Origin of the sequence: Furfurilactobacillus cerevisiae (genome assembly GCF_048961765.1) — a bacterium.
Taxonomy (GTDB): domain Bacteria; phylum Bacillota; class Bacilli; order Lactobacillales; family Lactobacillaceae; genus Furfurilactobacillus; species Furfurilactobacillus milii_A.
Window position 1 is genome coordinate 439,549 of record NZ_CP185253.1, and the last position, 16,348, is coordinate 455,896.

Genomic DNA, 16,348 nt, shown 5'->3' on the forward strand with positions numbered 1-16,348 from the left:
ATCGTTGACTTACAAAAGATAAGCACGTATACTACGATTATAAAATTTATGGAAGAGGTGTTAGCGATGATGAACATGAACTGTTGTAGCGGATTGATCAACCGACCAAGTTTATGGGGAAGTCTAACAGCCGCTAACACATCTGAATTGTTTGTGTCGTAACTGACATTCAACAATTGATATCGAGAAAATTTTGTTAGCATCCACCCATCTGCTTGGTTCTAGGGCCAGGACAGGTGTGGTGGATGCTTTTTTGTTTATCTGTATCCCCGTAGGAACGCATTTTATCAGTAATGGAAGGGAGGCTGCCATGTTTAAAACGGTTGACCGTATTATCAAGGAAGACCCGGCGGCACGAACGCGTTGGCAGGTTATGCTAACTTATTCGGGATATCAGGCGTTGGTCGGATATCGATTGGCGCACTGGCTCTGGGGCAGGCAACATTTATTGCTTGCAGAGTTGATTAGCCATTGGACACGTCATCATACCGGTGTGGATATTCATCCGGCGGCGACTATTGGCGAACGGCTATTCATTGACCACGGCATAGGAGTAGTCATTGGAGCAACCGCAGTGATTGGTGATGATGTGACGATGCTTCACGGTGTCACTTTAGGTTCACGTCATGATCAGTCAGGCAAACGACATCCGAGCATTGGTAACCACGTACTCCTTGGCGCCAATGCCATGTTGTTAGGCGATATTACGGTTCATGACTTTGCCAAAGTTGGCGCTGGCGCCGTTGTGCTCCACGACGTTGGCACTGGCAGTACTGTTGCTGGCAATCCGGCGAAGGTCGTTCGAACATGGCATCCCAATGAACCGGTTATGCATTTAGAAGACACTCAAACAAATACAAAGGTAGGTCATCAACATGATTAAAAAAGAAAACATTTTAGATTATATCGGTCACACACCAATTGTTAAGCTTCAACGTTCGGTGCCAGATGGTGCGGCTGATGTTTATGTGAAGCTGGAATTCTTTAACGAGGCTGGTTCCGTTAAGGACCGTGTCGCCTTAAAAATGATCGAAGCCGCAGAAACAGCAGGTACTTTAACGCATGACATGACGCTCATTGAACCTACTTCGGGAAACACAGGGATTGGGATTGCTGCGGTAGCTGCCGCTAAGGGCTACCATGCAGTGCTAGTTATGCCAGATACGGCCAGTGAGGAACGTAAGCAAATTATGAAAGCTTACGGTGCCGAATTAATTGAAACGCCAGGTAGCGAAGGCATTACGGGCGCCATTAACCTGGTGAATGACAAACTCAAGGAAGGTGGCTACTTCCGTTTGGGACAATTCATTAATGAACTGAATCCGCAGGCGCACTATGAAACGACTGGTCCTGAAATTGTTGACTACTTTGATGGCACGCCGGATGTTTTTGTTGCCGGCATAGGCACCGGTGGCACGATTTCAGGCACGGGTCGATTCCTGAGAGAGACTAATGCCAATGTTGAAATCGTTGGGGTTGAGCCCGCTGCATCGGCCGTTTTAAATGGCGGTCAACCGGGCAAACACCCGATTCAAGGTATTGGGACTGGTTTTGTGCCGGATATTTTGGACACTCATGTGTATGACAGTGTCACCGATGTCACTGGTGAGGACGCTGTTGCTACTGCGCGGTTAATTGCCCGCCAAGAGGGAATCCTGTTGGGCTTCTCAGGTGGTGCAGCCGTTTGGGCAGCGATTGAACGTGCTAAAACATTAGGTGCAGGCCATAAAGTGCTTGCTTTAGCTGCCGATAATGGCGAACGTTATCTCTCAACATCACTTTATGCAGATTAATAATTCGTGTCGATAACCACCGACGGTTCAGTCTTTTAACCGTTGGTGGTTATTTGTTTGGATTGATATCATTAGTATCACTAGTTGGTTCAGCATTGTTGTTACGGTGCCGCATGGCAACTAGAAACCGCACAATGACATCTTGTTCTTCTGGTGAAAATTCATTTGCGACAGTTTCTTTTGCCTCTTTGTCCTCATCCTGAATCCCGTGGGCCAAAGAAAGTAGCCAGGTGCCGGCATCCGTCAGGCTATAAAATTTTTCTCGTCGATTTTCTGGATTGGTTTGTTCATCGACTAAGCGTCGTGAAATCAGGCGTTTTAGATATTTGGACAGCGTGCCCGGCAAGATGTCGAGTGCGTCACTGATGCCATGTGCATTGATTTGAGGATGTGCTTGAATTGTTTCCATAACATCGCGAAGCGGTCCACGGAAATGTTGGTCGATATGATTGGCCCAGTCTTGCATATTACGTTGATCATGGTGATTATGATGGCCAATATTTCCTGGTCCACCGCCAAAACGTTTGTGCATCATCATGGCTTGCTGAAAACGCATGTCAAACGGGTGGTTGGCCGTTTCAAAATTGAGCAGACCCGTATAAAGGTCGTTGATTTCTTGTGCACGTGAATGGCCCATATCCATTCCTCCATTTGAATTAATGTATTTATTTTACCGCGAAATGTTTCTTTTGGAAACAATAGGTGCTATACTCATTATTGTTTCCGAGAGAAACAATCATTTTTTAAACGGAAGTGATCTTATGGATTTAGCAGAAGCAACTCGTTTTGATATGGTTTCTGTTGTGGTAAACGCGGCCACAGAAAATATTGACGCGTTTGATTATGCTTTGCAGACGGCAGTTCATGATAACGCCAGTCTCAACATTATTGTATGGATAGATGATGATAATTTAAGTGTTTTTAATGCATTGAACCCAAGTTATATTCGCAAACAACATGATCAGGCTGATAAGTTTGCAACAGATTTAAGTGATGTTGCTAAGGCGATGGGTGTCAGGAGCGTGAAAGTTTCCATCAAGCGAGGCAGCAACCTGGCTCGGTTAACGGAAGAAGTGTACTGCACTGATTTTTCGTTTGATGTATTGGTGATGGGTTCGGATCATCATGATCACACTCAAATTCGGCGGGCGGTAAATCAAGCTAACGACGAATTAGAAGTGGCAACTGTTGTTCTTTAATATGATAATTATTTAAAAGACGCTTCTAAATTTGAGCGTCTTTTTTAGTGCCTTGAGAAACGAAAAATCTTGACCGTTCCGCGAGACAGGGACGGCCGATCTGTGGGACCGGTCTCAGCCCGCTTTGCGGTCTTCTACCTCGATTCAGAGCCACAAATCGTCTCTGAAGTCGTCCTGCAATACTAAGCGGCCATAAAACGCCGCTAAGAATTGCTATCACAGAACTATGTCCCTGTCTTGCTACACTACTAATACCATTCGGAAGTCTGGCAAAGATGATATTAACAGTTCTAAAACTAAACCGTTTGTTTTCAAACGTTTGACTTATAATTTTATATGGAGAGTTAAGGGAAAATACATATTCAGGGGAGATATTTAGGTATGAAAAAAACTGTTGTTCTGCTGGTATCAACAGCTTCGTTACTTATGCTGACTGCCTGTGGTAATTCAAGCAATGAACAGAATTCTGGAGCTGCGACTAATAAAAGCGAGAGGGTTGTCAAACATTCCAAAACAAATGTGAGTTCTCATGCTGATTCATCAACTAGTGATGCTAGTCAAGATTCAAATCAAAACGATGAATCGGCGAATGACAATGACCAAACTGACGCATTTATTCAGGCACCATGGACATTTGCGACAGCTTCATCGTTTTTGCAAAAGGTTGATAGTGCCACGCCGGAGGGGAGCGAACATATTGGACTAGAGCGAATTGATCTGGGCCAAGCCGTTGATTCATCGTCGTGTCCAATCAGCAAGTTGCCAGGAAACAGTATTTACATTTCAGAAAATAATAAAAGTGGCATAGGAGACGGCGGCTTTGTGCTGACCAAAAATTCCAATAGAACTGTCACGATTATCGAAGGGTCCGGTGCAATGTCCGAACCGTTTGAAAAACTGGTCGTCGATGCTAAAAGCGGGCATATTCTAAGTACTCAGCAGCTTTCTGGCTATGATAATATGTTCGCTTATTTTGGCATTGATGTTTCAAACGATGATCAAGCGAATAGCGACAATCAAAGTGATACAGATTCGACCGATGATGACTCGTCAGATTCAGTGAGTGATGATTCACAAAGCAACGATGATAGTGACTCAAACGATGATACTTCAGATTCTCAATCGAGTGAAGATGACAGTAGTTCTCAAGATAGCAATAATAGTGTCAGTGTCGATTCTGATAACGTGGATTCGAATGATAATGGCGATTAGGAATGCACATCAGTTAGCTTAAATATGCTAAGATAACAGCACTAACAAACGGATGGGAGCGCAGCAATGGAACAGTGGTCAAAAGAAACGATTGCAGCGTTTCGAAAAACTTTATTAACGTGGTATGACGAAAATAAACGGGATTTACCATGGCGTCACGATCATGATCCGTATCACGTGTGGGTATCGGAAATCATGTTGCAACAAACGCAGGTGAATACGGTTATTCCTTACTACGAACGCTTTATGAGCATGTTTCCCACAATTAATGATTTGGCAGCGGCTAAACCAGAACAATTGTTGAAAGCGTGGGAGGGCCTCGGCTACTATTCAAGAGCCCGCAATCTGCAACGAGCGGCACGGGAAATCGTCAACGACCGGCATGGTGAATGGCCGACAACGGCTGCGGGTTTGCAGGAACTGACTGGCATTGGCCCATACACGGCGGGTGCGATTGCCAGCATTGCGTTTGGCGAACCGGTGGTAGCAGTCGATGGGAATGCCTTTCGGGTATTTGGCCGATTGCTGATGATTGACGCTGATATTACCAAACCGGCAACTCGCCAGCTGTTTGCCGAGACGATTGATCGAATTATTGATCCACAGCGGCCCGGGGATTTTAATCAAGCCATTATGGACTTGGGCAGTAGCTACATGACAGTGAAAAATCCGGATGTTGAGCATTCACCAGTAAAGATGTTTGACCGTTCATACGAAACCGGCCATGTACTTGATTATCCGGTTAAAACGGCCAAGCCGCGACCAGTTCCAGTCGATTATGTTGCGCTAGTCATCCATACACCGGCCGGATATTTAATGACGAAACGACCATCGACGGGATTACTGGCCAACTTATGGACCTTTCCATTGGTTAAGGTAAGCGATTTGTTGAAGGATGATGAGCAGGAAACAGACTTGATGGACGTCGATATCGTGTCACGTGCTGAGCAAGCATTCGAAACGGAAACGGAAATTCCGGTTTCCTTGGCCTTGATTGGTGGCCGCGCTGTGACACACACATTCACTCATTTAAAGTGGCAAATTCGACTAGTTTCTGCCGAGTTATCGACAGTCCCAGACATCAGTTTGTTTGCGGGTGAAATTGTAGCTGAATCGGCGTTTGATCAATATCCGATGCCAGTTGTCCAACAAAAGCTGTGGCGACGTTGGCAAGCTGCATCAAAAAAGTGAGGTTATTATGGCAGGAAAAAAGTTTTATGCGGTCGCTCATGGTCGCAAAACAGGCATCTTCACAACTTGGGCGGCGGCCAAACAACAGGTTGACGGGATGGCTGGAGCACGATACAAGAGTTTTCCAACACGCGATACTGCTCAGCAATGGTTGGACGCTGGCGGGCAGTACACCGCGTCTGGCCGTAAACCGCTAGCAACAGCTTCACGGCAGCACACGACAACCAGTCAACCGGTAACAGAAAAAATCGTCATGTATTCTGACGGTGGTTCTCGGAACACGGGTAATGTGGCTGGTGGTCATGTGCGTCAGGGCGACAAGGCGGCCTGGGCTTACCTGATAAAAAAAGACGGCCAGCAATATTACGATTCACTGGGTGAATTTGGCGCAACCAACAATAAAATGGAAATCACTGGCTTGTTGCGGGCGCTACAGGCTTTACAACAGTCGGGTTTGAACAAAGAACCAATTTTGGCTGTACTGGATTCAAAATATGTCCTAGATGCGATTACCAAACGTTGGCTAGCCGGCTGGAAGCGACGGGGGTGGGCACGCAGTAACGGTGCGCCACTAGCAAACAAAGAGCTGTGGCAGGCAATGAGCGACCAGTTGACAGCCTTTCCACATTTACGCTTTGAGTGGACGAAGGGTCACGCCGACAATTCTGGTAACGTGTTTGTGGATGAACTGTTGAATCAAACAATGGATGCCATGAGTGAGGAAAATCCGATCGGCAAACGGTCCGAAGTGAACCCGTTAGCGGCAATTGCGGATCAAGCGGTGGCTACTGATGACGCCGATAATGCTGCGTCAGCTGATTCGGAACAAATGAATTTATTTTAAGACTTTTAGAGACGGGTGACGGGTATGAATAGGTGGCTACAACTCGTAATTTCCTACACATTGGGATTGATCTTCTTTGCTTTTTTTACCCTGGTAGCGCATTTGAAACCAGCTGGTGGCTTATTTTACACACTTACGGCGTTTGATTATGGCAATCTTGTAAATTGGCTTCTGCTTTATCCGTTTGCTCGCACGAGTGTTAGTCGTTGGCGCCAACTGCGACGGCAGGGCAAAACTGTTGATAATCGAACATTTATCCGTCGTGCCTATGATGAAAACGGCGAATCTTTTGCGCAAACGGAATACAACAGTGCGTGGGCTTCACATGGTTCGCCAAACGGCGGCTCAGCGCTGTTGACATTTATGTTATATGGTCTAGTTTATATTTTTGCAGCTGTCATCGACGTTTGGTTGTTGATTCGGCTTGTATTTGTTAAGTGCCAAAAATCTTAAATAAACGAAAATGGTTCAAACACAATAATCTGCGTTTGAACCATTTTCGTATGACTGTACAAATTAATCGTCCTCTTTAATGAGGTCGTGATAGGCCAAGTCAACGGGCTCACGTTCTGTAAATAGCTTGTAGTAAGCCTTCGCAATGTTAACCGGGTCCTGATTTTCACGGTGCCCGTCACGGATGTACGTGTTGATTGTGACCTGTCCGGCAAAGATGTTAGTTTTTTCCAGATCTTGATTGAGGGCAAGAACGAAATTCTTCATTGCCGCTTTTTCCATGCTTTGCAGAGGCGCACCTGTTGATGGTTTGGTGGCCGCGATGCTGTTAGTGAACAGCAAGGCCGTTGGTTGTGAACTTTCGAGTAGGGCCGGAATGGCTGCGTGAGCTACTGCTACCGGCGCAACGGCCCCAATCAGCATGCCAGTTTCGGCCGTCTCGGCCGTGAGTGCACGAGGTTTGACGCCAGGACGGAACGTGGCGTTAAAGATGACGGCCGTTAGTTGACCCAACTGTTTGACCTGATCGAAGGCTTCATCAATAGTGGCAGCCTTTGTTAGATCAACTGGAAAAATAGTGGCGTTGATTTGCTGGTGTTGGAGATCGTCAGCAGTTTGTTTTAAGACATTTTCATCGCGGGATAGTAAAGCAATTTGGAAGCCTTGACGGCCAAAAAGTGCGGCCTGAGCCTGGGCTAATCCAGTTTTACCAACACCGACGATTGCAACAACGGGTTGTGTCATAATAATCCCCTCCAATTCACTTTCAATATATGTTTGGCAACAGTATAGATGATTGATCAGAAAAACTCAGAAAATAATGCTCGTTATTTCGACAAAACAGAATAATTATTAGCTAACGGTTTGTAAACGAGCTGATTATTCTCATCGTGGCAAACTTAATTTGCCGTTAAGTCACGCGTTGCGACTGGTCACAAAGATTCGAAAGCGTTAAAGTTAATTAGAAATAAACAGCTGAGTGGGAAACGTCAGCGATGGGGAGGTTTGCACGTGCATCGACGGATTTGGACAATTACCAGTGCGCTCGTTTTAATGTTGGGCGCAAGTTTTGTGTTGTTCCATAAGGTAACCAGCATTGGCGTGACTGCCGAACCATTGAAGAGCAGCCAGGTTAATAAAAGTGTTATCCAAACGCACACGCCGACCATCTTCATGCCTGGCTGGGCCACTTCGGCTAACTCGTTTAACGCTATGATTGGTTACATGCAGGGCGAACGTACTGCAGGCAAAGTGATGCGAATCAATGTCGACTTTTTTGGTCGCATTCACGTGATTGGTCGTCTTAAAAAAACGGATATTAATCCGCTCATTCAAGTTACGTTTGACCGCAATCTAGGGAATAGTTATCAGCCACAGGCAAAGTGGCTCAATCAGATTCTGATGTTGCTCAAACGTCGTTACCACGTTAACGAATACAATGCCGTTGGCCATTCGTGGGGCGGCAGCGCGATGGTCACTCAGTTGATCCGTTATGGCAACGATGAGCGACTGCCAAAGTTGCATAAAATGGTATTGTTGAGTGCACCGGTAGATGAAAGTATTGATCGGCCTAAAGATGTATTACCTAGCGGAAAGCCTAAACGTTCATCACACAGTTATCGTCAGTTGATCGCAGCCCGCAACAATTTGTGGGCTAATAGTCAGGCACAAATCTTTAACGTCTACGGGTCTGCTAACGGCGAAGATACAGACAATTCCGTACCCATTGTGCAGGCGCAGGCCTTACGTTATTTAGTTCATGATATTGTGCCGCAGTATCACGAAATTCTGATGAAAAACACCAACCACCATCAGATTCACACCACAATCCGTAGCTACAAGCTAGTCACCAACTTGCTCTTTGGCAAACCAGGTAGTAAACCTTAATCTTTAGTTGGTTCTTGTCTTGCGCCTCCGGTTGGCAGCATTGACACACTCGCCGTGGGACCGGTTCAAGCCTCGTGGAGTGCCGAGTCTCAACGGACCGTCCGTAACCTAAATTCGGGAAAACCACCGAATTAACGTTACCTTCACGGCTCGGTATCAATGCTGCCGCCCTTCGGCTCACATAGAAGTTTTAAGTATCTCTTCCTTGGTTTAGACGATGATGCATTGTTGCTTTTGGCTATGGTCCGTCTAAATTATATAGTCAATTGACTGTGATTCACCGATTCCCTGCTTCGTTTAGAATCTTGCTTGATGACGCTGAAAGGAAATGGTTAAGAAGCTGTAGGTTGGTAGTGTTGAATCCTGCTGTGTCAGTGGTGTTAATTCGGTTGTTTTTGCCGAATTTACAGCACGGGACGAGCTTCAAGACGTGGGTTGTACGGCTTGAAGTCGAGGAATAAGACTGTGATTTTCAGGCTTAATCCGGTCCCCACAGCAGGGTTCAAAAACGGACAACTGAAAGCGGGCGAAATCGCAATCATTTTCACAAATATTTGTAATCAAAAAATCCTGTTAATTAGTGAGAACTAATCGACAGGATTTTTTATGTGAATGGGTTAATGCCGTGACGCGCGTAAGTTGCCGCGTTGATGGTTTTTAACTGTGTGTGCCTTAAACCGTGGCGTTGACGCTTCACCGACAAACTTGAAGTGTTTCAGCTGTCCGTGAAATGGCTGCCCAGCTGCTCGCGTGCGGGCCCACTTGTCCATTTCATCGGCCATGTTGATAGCCGCGTCATGACGTTGTGGCGCATTTTCAGTCAAGGCTGCTTGGGCAATGTCACTGCGTAAGGCAGCGGTTAGGTTGTGATTATAATCAACAAGTTCCTGCGTAATTGGGGCATCCTTATAGCGATTAAATAATCGTTCAATGTACCGCATTGCATCCTTGCTATCTTTTGGCTGATAATACCGATCTTCTGACACGAGCGCCATCCTTTCTGTTAATACAATGGCTCCAGTTTAACGAAATTTCTAACATTAGTAAACGGCTACTGTGCCGGTTTAATTCCTGTATGACAAGCTGCCGCACCAAACGTAAAGCGACGGTAATGAACGTCTTCAAAACCGGCTGTTGTGAACGCTTCGGCCAACGTTTGATAATTTGCAAACGCCTGGGTAGTCCGCTGAAGATAATCATAATCATCATGAGCATGGGCAAATACGGCTCCTAACCACGGCATGACGGTACCGAAATACCATTGCCAAACGGGTTTGATAATTGGCGCGGTTGGTTGAGAACTTTCCAAGCACACAAGCTGGCCACCAGGACGCAAGACGCGTAGCATTTCTGTTAAACCGGCGTTTAAGTCTGCTAGATTGCGCATGCCAAAACCGATTGTAATCAGGTCAAAACTGTCATCGGGAAAGGGCAAGTGAAGCGCGTCACCAAAAGAAATGGTCGCTTCATTCGTCAAATTATTGTCAGCAATTTTTTGTTGAGCTAGCTTAACCATTGCCTGACTGAAGTCCACCCCGATAACTTGACCGTTACGGCCAATACTGTTGGCCAGCGCAACTGTCCAATCGCCTGTCCCACAGCACAAGTCGAGGACCGTGTCGCCAGGCAAAAAGTGGGCCTGACGCATAGCATATCGTCGCCATCTGTGTTGTAAACCAAGCGAAATAATGTTGTTCATGCGGTCATAATCCGGTGCTATGCGAGTGAAAAGAGCCTGCACACTTGCCGGATTTTTTGGAGTACTTTGAGTCAATTTGCTCACCACCAATCTAATAGTTTTAATATATGCTCTTTAAGCCCGACACACAAACGTTTTTAAAGTTGCCTCTGTTTCACAAGTTTTCGCGCGGGTATAATTCAATGGGGCACAAACGAGTAACGATAATGTTAAAGGTTTAAAAGACAAGGAGAAAGCATGTTAACGCTATTTTTGTTACTGATGCAGCGGGTTGGACTGATCATTATCCTCGCCTTTCTTTTGGTAAATGTCAGTTATTTCAGACAATTAGTCAAGGCTGATGATACATGGACGGCGAAGGGAATGTTGATTCTCATTTTCGCTGTTTTTGCGATTATCTCAAACTTAACGGGGGTTGAAGTTACTTCCCACAACACGTTGGTATCAACAACATGGCTAACTGGTCTACCAGCTACTGATTCAATCGCTAACACGAGAACCTTAGCGATTACGGTGTCCGGCTTAGTTGGTGGACCGCTGGTCGGAACAGTGGTTGGTTTAATTGCCGGTGTCCATCGTGTGATTCAGGGAAATGGCTCCGATTTATTCTATATTTTCAGTTCAATTATCGTTGGTTTTCTTTCTGGGATGATTGGCAAACGTTATCTCAACGAGAATCGATATCCAAGCATGACGACGTCAGCACTGATTGGATTGATGATGGAATCAGTCCAGATGTTGTTTATCTTCATTTTCAGCGCTTCTGGATTCAGTTTGGTAAAACTCATCTTTTTCCCCATGATGATTTTAAATAGTGCCGGAACGGCCATCTTTATGTCAGTCATTTCAGCTTACATTAGGCAAGAAGAGCAGTTACGGGCTGTGCAAACGCACGATGTGTTGGAGCTGGCAGACCGGACATTGCCATTTTTTAGTTCCGGTTTAACCGAGGCCAACGCCCAACAGGTTGCGACCATCATTCGTAATTATACAAACTTTGACGCAATCGGCATTACGGATACGACGGACGTTTTGGCTCATGTGGGGCCGGGGAGTGACCACCATATTCCAGAAAAAGAAATCAAGACAGACTTGTCCAAACGGGTCATTGCGACCGGCCAGATGCGAATTGCTCATTCTAAGGCCGAAATTGGCTGTCCGCATCCAGGATGTCCGTTGGCGGCCGCAGTGGTGATTCCACTGGTCGTCCAAAACCACGTTGTAGGTACGCTGAAGATGTACTTTACCAATCCGAAAGATTTAACGCCGGTTGAGGAACAGTTGGCAACGGGGCTAGCCTCAATCTTTTCAAGCCAATTAGCATTAGGGGCCGCTGAAGAACAATCTAAGCTCGTCAAGGATGCTGAGATTAAGTCCTTACAAGCTCAAGTAAATCCTCACTTTTTCTTCAATGCGATCAATACGATATCTGCGTTGATGCGAACAGACGCTGACAAGGCGCGCACTCTGTTGCTGCAATTATCCACGTACTTCCGAACAAACTTACAAGGTGTCCGGCAAACAGAAATACCATTGCGTCAGGAACGCGAACATGTTGATGCCTACCTATCGCTGGAACAAACGCGATTCCCAGATAAATGCGACATTACGTTTGATACGCCATCGGATGATAACGTGTTGATTCCACCATTTACCATTCAAGTGTTGGTTGAAAATGCGATTCGCCATGCGTTTGATGATCGACGATATGGTAATCGCGTGTGGGTAAAAGTTGAAGCCCAGCGCTATGCGACTGAGATTAGTGTCAGCGATAATGGTTTCGGGATTGACCAAGATGTTTTACCGCAACTTGGTCATCAAGTGGTAACTTCTACGAATGGTAGTGGTACAGCGTTGGAAAACTTGAATGCGCGGCTGGTGGGACTTTATGGTCCAAACAGTCAGCTTCATTTTGAAACAGCTTCAACTGGCACGACAGTAAGTTTAACAATTCCAAACAAGCAGGAGGCAATTCATGAAAGTCTTAATCGTTGATGATGAACCGCTCGCACGTAACGAGCTAGAATACTTGCTTAAGCAGAATCCACTGGTTGACCAGGTGTCTCAAGCGGAATCGATCAGTCAAGCGTTGGCCCAATTATTAACTACCCCCAGTGACCTCGTTTTTCTCGACATTTCTTTGAATAACGAAAACGGTTTTGATTTGGCGGACAAACTTGATCAGTTAGCGAATCCACCGTTAGTGGTTGTAGCCACGGCCTATGATGATTATGCGGTTCGCGCATTTAACATTAATGCGGTCGATTACGTACTTAAACCATTTGAGCAGCAACGAATCAATCAGGCGTTATCAAGAGTTGACGAGGTGCTTCAACTTCGGGAAGAGGCCAATCCGGTTGTCAAAACCAAGCCACGTAAGCCACTGGGGATGATTTCAATAACCGAAAACGAGAAGACACGTGTTCTTAAGCAGGGTGACATTCTCGCTGGTTTCGTTGAAAACGGAGAGTTAATATTGACGACCAAGGACGGTCGCTTCCACACCCATCAGACGTTAAGCTGGTTGATGACACGACTGTCGGAGGATCAGTTTATGCAGGTACATCGCAGTATCGTCGTTAATATCACCGCCATTTCCGAGGTCGAACCGTGGTTTAACCATACCTATCAAATTAAGTTGACCAATGGTGACAAGGTGCCGGTCAGCCGTTCCTTTGTTAAGTCGATGAAAGATCGATTGAATATGTAAGTATATCCGCCACGAATATTGGTGGTAGATGCCGCTTGCGGTTGTCAACATTGACACACTCGCCGTGGGACCGGTTCGAGCCTCCCAAGTTCGGAGTCTTTCACCTCGTCATAAAGCCTCGTGAAGACCGCGAGTCTTTACGACCGTCCGTAACCTAAATTCGGGAAATCACCGAATTAACGTTACCTTCACGGCTCGGTATCAATGTTGACGCCCTCCAGCTATGCTATATAGTAGTTAGCTTCATATGCATATCTTTTAATGTCTAATAGTAAGATGGTGGCAAAATCTGTTATTTTCAAAGCATTCGCAACTAGACGAGTGCTTTTTTGTTTACCAAAAACAGGTGTGTGAGCGTGAACAGAGCATGGATTGAACAATCATGAACTTAGTGAAGTTAGCTAACAAATATGTCGCAGTAAATCACTTCCCGAGCAGGGTATTTCAGCTGGCAAAATGTGCGTTTGACAAGTGAATCACGTTTTTTTGTGAATTGGCGACTACACTTTAACTGTTAGAAAGCGCTGGTACGACAAACTTTGCCGTCACTAGTGACACTATTCACAATAATGGAAAGGACGTTTGTCATGGCAGAAAATAATAAATCTAAGACGGCGACATCAACTAAAAAAGATGCGCCCATTCTGGTTCAAATCGGTATTTATGCCACGGTACTATTTATTTCCTGGCTCATTTCTGAGTTTGTTGCAAAGACTTTTCCAAAGTTCCCACTACCAACGCCAGTTATTGGGCTGGTACTACTCTACTTAGCATTGACGTTCAAACTTATTAAAGTGGAGTGGGTTGATTCTTTCGGTAGCTTTATGATCAGTCTCATTGGTTTTCTTTTTGTTCCTTCTGGTATTCAATTGGCAGGCACGCTTGGCATCCTGCAAAATGAAGGCTGGAAGTTAGTTATTGTTATTATTCTATCCACTATCGTATTGCTGGTTGTTGTGGCTTACACTGCGCGACTCTTTATCTGGATCCGGGTTCACTGGTTCCATGGCGATGCAACTGTTAATCAGGATGATCAAAAGTAAAAGGAGGATTGCTTTATGTCTGTTTCAATTTTAGCGGCTGCTGCGGCACCGGTCATTAAAGGACCACTGGCTTACTTTGCGACACCATTCTTCGGAATCTTCTTGTCCATCGCTGTTTATTTATTGGGCCAATGGTTATTCAAGAAATTTAACGGGTTCTTCTTATTTCAGCCATTATTTGTTGGGATGGTCCTTGGGATCATCGTGTTGGTTATCATGGCCAAAATGTTGGGCATGGACACAGCTAAGTTCTACACCACGGCTTACAAACCCGGCGGTGACATTATCTTCTGGTTCTTGAACCCAGCAACGATTGCGTTTGCCGTTCCATTGTACAAACGTAACGATATTGTCAAAAAGTTCTGGTTGGAAATTCTATTATCACTAATCGTCGGGGCGTTCGTCTCACTGTTTGTTATCTTCGGTATTTCCAAACTGTTCGGTCTCAGCAACGTTGGTATTGCATCTATGCTGCCACAAGCTGCAACGACTGCGATTGCATTGCCAATTTCAACAGCTGTCGGTGGTAACGCTGCTGTAACAGCGATGGCATGTATCCTGAATGCGGTTATCATTTACGCATTGGGTGGCTGGCTTGTTAAAGTCTTCCGTTTGAACTCAGATCCAATTGGGACGGGGCTTGGCTTAGGAACTTCTGGACACACGGTTGGTTCAGCATTTGCTTTACAGTTAGGATCCGCTCAAGGTTCTATGGCTGCTATTGCAGTGGTTATCATCAGTATCGTTATCGATATCGTTGTGCCAATCTTCGCTGCCTTAGTTGGTCTCGGTTAATTTAAAATGATTTTATAAACGTCACCAAACGGATGTGTTGGCGGCGTTTTTTTTGCGCGCCAAAATGGCAACATTACTACCAAAAAGACTTACTTTGTGAACAAACTTAACGATTCTGTCGTCCTCTAAGAAAACGGTTACAATCGCTATGATATTGGTGTTCATAGCATAAATAATTCGTTATAATTTTGCTGATGAAGAGTTTTATTCACAAGCATAGGCAGACCTTTTTGGAGGCGATTAAAGATGGCAACACAGGGTAAACATCCACAGAAGACATCGAACCGTGCACCAATTTTGATTCAAATTGGGATCTACGCGACAATTCTGTTTATATCGTGGCTTATTTCCGAGTGGGGTAACAAGACATTTCCTAAATTCCCGTTACCGACACCGGTTGTGGGATTAGTCCTTATGTATTTAGCGTTAACGTTGCACATTATTAAGGTAGAGTGGGTTGAGGATTTAGGCGCTTTCTTAATTAGTATTATTGGATTTCTGTTTGTGCCTTCCGGTATCCAGTTGGCAGGAACGCTCAATATTTTGGAAAACGAAGGCTGGAAGTTAATCTTAGTTATCATTATCTCAACTGTGATTTTATTGGTTTCTGTCGCCTATTGTACCCGCTTCTTTATTTGGCTCCGCGTGCACTTTTTGCATAAGGATGCGCAGGTTGATGGGGATAACAAGGATGAAGGGTAGGTGGCAAACATGGCAAATACATTCATTTTGGCCGCTGCTGCACCAGTCATTAAGGGGCCACTCGCTTATTTTGTGACGCCGTTCTTTGGTATCGTATTATCAATTGCCGTTTATTTATTGGGTCAGTGGTTATTTAAAATTTCAAAGGGCTTCTTTTTATTTCAACCATTATTTGTTGGTATGGTAATGGGGATCTTAGCGTTAGCAATTCTTGCAAAGTGGTTAGGGATGGACACCGCTGCTTTTTATACGCAGGCTTACAAACCCGGCGGTGATATCATTTTCTGGTTCTTGAATCCAGCGACGATTGCCTTTGCGATTCCTTTATACAAACGTAACGACATCGTGAAAAAGTTCTGGCTCGAAATTTTGTTGTCATTGATTGTTGGTGTCTTCATTGCATTATCGTTGATTTTCTTAGTTGCCAAAGGATTTGGTCTCAGCAAAGTTGGCCTGGCATCCATGTTGCCACAAGCTGCAACGACCGCGATTGCGTTACCAATTTCGACAGCTATTGGCGGTAACGCGGCAGTTACAGCGATGGCATGTATTTTAAATGCTGTGATTATTTACGCACTGGGCAACTGGCTCGTTAAAATTTTCCGTTTGAAGTCTGATCCAATCGGTACTGGTTTGGGATTAGGAACTTCTGGACACACCATTGGCTCGGCGTTTGCTTTGGAGTTAGGCACCATCGAAGGTTCGATGGGGGCCATTGCGGTGGTTATTATCGGAATTGTGGTCGATTTAGTAGTGCCAATTTTTGCAACATTGGTTGGATTAAGGTAAAAGTTTCCTGTTTATAATGGTTTTCAATTGA

At 45.2% G+C, this 16,348-nt stretch carries 18 protein-coding genes; 14 read left to right on the top strand and 4 right to left on the bottom strand.

Annotation, left to right across the window (positions count from 1 at the left end):
- Positions 1–310 precede the first annotated feature (310 nt).
- Complete coding sequence (gene cysE, locus ABUE36_RS01950; protein WP_161002192.1) at positions 311–883, top strand: serine O-acetyltransferase; 573 nt, start codon at positions 311–313, stop codon at positions 881–883.
- Positions 876–1,793: a cysteine synthase A gene (gene cysK / locus ABUE36_RS01955; RefSeq protein WP_161002193.1), complete on the top strand. Its 918-nt coding sequence runs from the start codon at positions 876–878 to the stop codon at positions 1,791–1,793. The genes cysE and cysK overlap by 8 nt, the downstream gene beginning before the upstream one ends.
- Positions 1,794–1,842: 49 nt before the next feature.
- On the opposite strand, the gene ABUE36_RS01960 is transcribed toward cysK, so the two are convergent.
- On the bottom strand, positions 1,843–2,430 hold the full coding sequence (locus tag ABUE36_RS01960; RefSeq protein ID WP_178941863.1) for a MarR family winged helix-turn-helix transcriptional regulator: 588 nt from the start codon (positions 2,428–2,430) through the stop codon (positions 1,843–1,845).
- Positions 2,431–2,554: 124 nt separating this feature from the next.
- On the opposite strand from ABUE36_RS01960, the gene ABUE36_RS01965 reads away from it, so the two are divergent.
- The 5 genes from ABUE36_RS01965 (at position 2,555) to ABUE36_RS01985 (ending at position 6,692) form a co-directional block, all read left to right on the top strand.
- Positions 2,555–2,992 carry a hypothetical protein gene (locus tag ABUE36_RS01965; RefSeq protein ID WP_161002195.1) on the top strand — a complete coding sequence of 146 codons (438 nt, stop codon included), beginning with the start codon at positions 2,555–2,557 and terminating at the stop codon, positions 2,990–2,992.
- Between the two features lie 381 nt (positions 2,993–3,373).
- Positions 3,374–4,204 carry a hypothetical protein gene (locus tag ABUE36_RS01970; protein ID WP_178941864.1) on the top strand — a complete coding sequence of 277 codons (831 nt, stop codon included), beginning with the start codon at positions 3,374–3,376 and terminating at the stop codon, positions 4,202–4,204.
- Between the two features lie 66 nt (positions 4,205–4,270).
- On the top strand, positions 4,271–5,395 hold the full coding sequence (gene mutY / locus ABUE36_RS01975; RefSeq protein ID WP_421017061.1) for an A/G-specific adenine glycosylase: 1,125 nt from the start codon (positions 4,271–4,273) through the stop codon (positions 5,393–5,395).
- A 7-nt stretch (positions 5,396–5,402) separates the two neighbouring features.
- Positions 5,403–6,239, top strand: a complete 837-nt coding sequence (locus ABUE36_RS01980) for a ribonuclease H family protein (RefSeq protein WP_178941865.1) — start codon at positions 5,403–5,405, stop codon at positions 6,237–6,239.
- A 24-nt stretch (positions 6,240–6,263) separates the two neighbouring features.
- Positions 6,264–6,692: a hypothetical protein gene (locus ABUE36_RS01985; RefSeq protein WP_161002199.1), complete on the top strand. Its 429-nt coding sequence runs from the start codon at positions 6,264–6,266 to the stop codon at positions 6,690–6,692.
- 63 nt (positions 6,693–6,755) lie between these two features.
- Here ABUE36_RS01985 and ABUE36_RS01990 read toward each other — a convergent pair whose 3' ends face one another.
- Positions 6,756–7,436 carry an SDR family oxidoreductase gene (locus tag ABUE36_RS01990; protein WP_161002200.1) on the bottom strand — a complete coding sequence of 227 codons (681 nt, stop codon included), beginning with the start codon at positions 7,434–7,436 and terminating at the stop codon, positions 6,756–6,758.
- 267 nt (positions 7,437–7,703) lie between these two features.
- On the opposite strand from ABUE36_RS01990, the gene ABUE36_RS01995 reads away from it, so the two are divergent.
- A complete protein-coding gene (locus ABUE36_RS01995; RefSeq protein ID WP_161002201.1) occupies positions 7,704–8,579 on the top strand; it encodes an alpha/beta hydrolase in 876 nt (291 codons plus the stop codon).
- Between the two features lie 617 nt (positions 8,580–9,196).
- Here ABUE36_RS01995 and ABUE36_RS02000 read toward each other — a convergent pair.
- Together ABUE36_RS02000 and ABUE36_RS02005 are read right to left on the bottom strand one after the other, a co-directional pair.
- On the bottom strand, positions 9,197–9,565 hold the full coding sequence (locus tag ABUE36_RS02000) for a hypothetical protein (RefSeq protein ID WP_178941868.1): 369 nt from the start codon (positions 9,563–9,565) through the stop codon (positions 9,197–9,199).
- Positions 9,566–9,630: 65 nt separating this feature from the next.
- Positions 9,631–10,365: a demethylmenaquinone methyltransferase gene (locus tag ABUE36_RS02005; protein ID WP_421017062.1), complete on the bottom strand. Its 735-nt coding sequence runs from the start codon at positions 10,363–10,365 to the stop codon at positions 9,631–9,633.
- A gap of 150 nt (positions 10,366–10,515) precedes the next feature.
- Here ABUE36_RS02005 and ABUE36_RS02010 point away from each other — a divergent pair, with 150 nt between their 5' ends.
- The 6 genes from ABUE36_RS02010 (at position 10,516) to lrgB (ABUE36_RS02035) (ending at position 16,317) form a co-directional block, all read left to right on the top strand.
- Positions 10,516–12,273, top strand: coding sequence for a LytS/YhcK type 5TM receptor domain-containing protein (locus tag ABUE36_RS02010; RefSeq protein WP_421017063.1), 1,758 nt, complete (start codon positions 10,516–10,518; stop codon positions 12,271–12,273).
- On the top strand, positions 12,254–12,988 hold the full coding sequence (locus tag ABUE36_RS02015; RefSeq protein WP_161002205.1) for a LytTR family transcriptional regulator DNA-binding domain-containing protein: 735 nt from the start codon (positions 12,254–12,256) through the stop codon (positions 12,986–12,988). The genes ABUE36_RS02010 and ABUE36_RS02015 overlap by 20 nt, the downstream gene beginning before the upstream one ends.
- 587 nt (positions 12,989–13,575) lie before the next feature.
- Positions 13,576–14,031: a CidA/LrgA family protein gene (locus tag ABUE36_RS02020; protein WP_161002206.1), complete on the top strand. Its 456-nt coding sequence runs from the start codon at positions 13,576–13,578 to the stop codon at positions 14,029–14,031.
- Between the two features lie 15 nt (positions 14,032–14,046).
- The gene (gene lrgB, locus ABUE36_RS02025) at positions 14,047–14,826 is read left to right on the top strand and encodes an antiholin-like protein LrgB (protein WP_017260748.1); all 780 of its coding nucleotides are present in this window, start codon (positions 14,047–14,049) and stop codon (positions 14,824–14,826) included.
- 246 nt (positions 14,827–15,072) lie between these two features.
- The gene (locus ABUE36_RS02030) at positions 15,073–15,528 is read left to right on the top strand and encodes a CidA/LrgA family protein (RefSeq protein ID WP_421017064.1); all 456 of its coding nucleotides are present in this window, start codon (positions 15,073–15,075) and stop codon (positions 15,526–15,528) included.
- Positions 15,529–15,537: 9 nt separating this feature from the next.
- The gene (gene lrgB, locus ABUE36_RS02035) at positions 15,538–16,317 is read left to right on the top strand and encodes an antiholin-like protein LrgB (RefSeq protein WP_178941871.1); all 780 of its coding nucleotides are present in this window, start codon (positions 15,538–15,540) and stop codon (positions 16,315–16,317) included.
- Positions 16,318–16,348: the final 31 nt, after the last annotated feature.